Below are 2,726 nucleotides of genomic sequence, written 5' to 3'. Positions count from 1 at the left end.
CACCACATCGTTGCCATTCAGGTAAGAGTCCGTCGATCCACAATCTGCACCGGGAGCTCCGGTGTAATTGTTAAAATAAGTCCCCGTGTTGGCCGTATGGGTGTAGGGCAACGACAGTACATCTTCATCGGCATCATTGTTGACCGTGGCTATCACCTCCATACGGGGGGACTCACAGACTACATTGATTTCTCCGTATTGCCAGTTGTAGTAAAAATAGTAATATGCGGGGTTAAAAGTGTTACTAGTGATTGTTATATAAGGAGAAGTGTAAGGATAAACAGCACCCGCTGAATTTCTAAATAAAGCAATCGCTGTTCCTTGTCCAATTTCATAATCGGTACCCGGATTTAAAGTGACATTCAGAGGAATAGTTTGCGCTGTACTACCACCGGTAACTGTGGTCGTATATGATATATCATGCAAAACAACCTGATTGTTGTCTCTAATCATAACAGTACCCGTAGAGCCAATTGCTCCTGTGGGAAAAATATCAACAGAAACCAATTCCGTTTGTAAATGAACGTCGAAAAACATGCGTTGTGTTCCTATGGCGATAGTAGATCCGGCACCTGCTCCTATAGCATTATCCAAAGGGCCTACTGAGCCAGCAGTAAAAGTACCTAATATTTCTGCAGCCCAATAGGATGTGGTTGCAGTAATTGCCGGCGTTTGAAACGGAGTCCCTACCCCGATAATATCACCGCCTGTAGCAGCGTTGTACCAAACCACTTCATCACCCGTGCCACTTGTCGTTACACTAAGGGTTACAGAGCCTTCACCACATACCGAACCTGCTGTGGTTGTGAGTATTTCTAAAGTACTGCAATTTTGGGAGTACGAATTGTTGTAAAACAGGAATGCAAGTATTCCTAAGCAATAGTAAAGTTTTTTCATAATTTAATTTTCCTGAGTGAACTACTCAAATTAACATGATAATCATATAAAATGACTATTGTCGTCAAATATAAAGTTTTTTATTAAATATTCCTTAAAATTTTGTTGTAAAATTTATCAAGTTGAGTGTTAAAAAGTAACGCTAATTTGAGGGTTTACTTTTAATATTTGTTGTTTCAGGTTTCTTGTTTCTTGTTTCTTGTTTCTTGTTTCAGGTTAAAAAAAAGCGGGGATTTTAAAAATCTCCGCTTTATGAATTCAAATTTTATGTTAATTTATTTTTTAATCAATTTATAAACTCCTGTTTTACCGTCTATTTTTATAGTGAGCAAATAAGGCCCACTTGCCAAACCGGTCACATCGATGGTGGAGGTCAACCCATCCACCCTCTGATTGATCACGCGCTGGCCCAACAGGCTAAACACCTCTACTGACTCTATCACAGCGGTATTGGTGATGGTCACATAATCCTGTGCCGGGTTGGGGTAGAACACCAAGTCGGCAAATGCAATGTCATCTATAGCCAGCACCCTGTGTACTTTAATGTCCAGGGTTTCACTTTCACACAAGTCAACGACGGTCTGGGTCACAAAATAAGTCGTCTGATCCACCAGCAAAGTGTTTTCGGACAATGGATTGGTGGCCAGGGGGTCTGAATACCACAGTAAATTATCCCCGGTCACATCCAGGTCTGCCAAGGTTTCCCCTTGTACAAAAGGCTGGTTTCTGTCGCCCAATGGAATATCTGATTTATCCACAATGCTCACTACAACTTCAAGTGCACTTCCTTCGCAAGCATCTACTGTTTGAGTGGCAAAGTAAGAATCGCCGTCCACCAAAACCGTAGAGTTTGGTAAAGGGTTGCCCGAAGCATCATACCATTGGATATTGGTTCCTGTGACTACTATATCCCCAACTGTATTGTCTGTACCACAAAAATCTTGAGTGGGAGACCCAACGGGTGGTGCAGGCAAGGTCGTATTCACCTCGGCAATGACTTCAAAACGTGGTGACTCACACAGTACGGATGCACCAACTACTGTCACCCTATAATCATGGACTTCACCCCAGGATCCTCCTGATGTACAAGAGTCGGTTGGTAAAGTGCTAAATCGGTCAAACACCCGCATCACGGTTGTGTTGCCCATAGCATTTTGTGGAACAGTAAAAGAGCCGATTGTTGGGTTAGCACCGGCCGGAGACTCAAATAGCAACTCATCTGTATTGTTAAAAGTGCCATCCTTATCAAAATCTATCCAAATCTTCAACCGCTGACTACCAAAATTATGAGTAGCTGTAAAATCATACGTCTGTCCTGCTACCAGTGTGAACGTCAGATTGGCATCATTGGTAAAGTCACCATAGGCATTTGGTGAACATCCCGAACCTAAATGAGATAAAATTGTCAAACCGGAAGCATCTTCTATAATAAAGTCGTCTATTTCATCTCCTGAAGTACAACCTGTTCCAAAACCAAAGGAAGTACAATATGTCGGAAGCGGCCCCCCGCCACCGGTACTTTGCTCCAGATAGACTTCTGCAGCCCAATAGGATGTAGTTGTATTTATGGTTGGTGTTATAAACACAGATCCTATAGCCATAGGAAAGGATGCCGTCTGTGAGGAAAACCAGTAAACTTCACTTCCAATTCCGGTAGGTGTTGCCGTTAAGGTCACCTGACCTTGCTGACAGACAACTCCACCAGTGGCACTAACTATTTGTAATACCGTACAATCAAGCTCGTTGACCGTGATTTCTAACAATGGGCTTTCACATCCCAGCACGGTTTGGCTCACCCAATAAGTTGCACCATCTACCAACGGGGTTGT

At 42.8% G+C, this 2,726-nt stretch carries 2 protein-coding genes; both read right to left on the bottom strand.

Features of this window, described 5'->3' with window-relative positions; all coding sequences use genetic code 11:
* A partial coding sequence (locus AC6F75_RS09310) for an Ig-like domain-containing protein (protein ID WP_500714734.1) occupies positions 1-897 on the bottom strand: 897 nt, incomplete at its 3' end.
* A 275-nt stretch (positions 898-1,172) separates the two neighbouring features.
* A partial coding sequence (locus tag AC6F75_RS09305; protein WP_500714733.1) for a GEVED domain-containing protein occupies positions 1,173-2,726 on the bottom strand: 1,554 nt, incomplete at its 5' end.

Source organism: Planktosalinus sp., from assembly GCF_059864935.1.
Note: the sequence above shows the minus strand (reverse complement) of the source record. Positions and strands in the feature narration are given on the sequence as shown.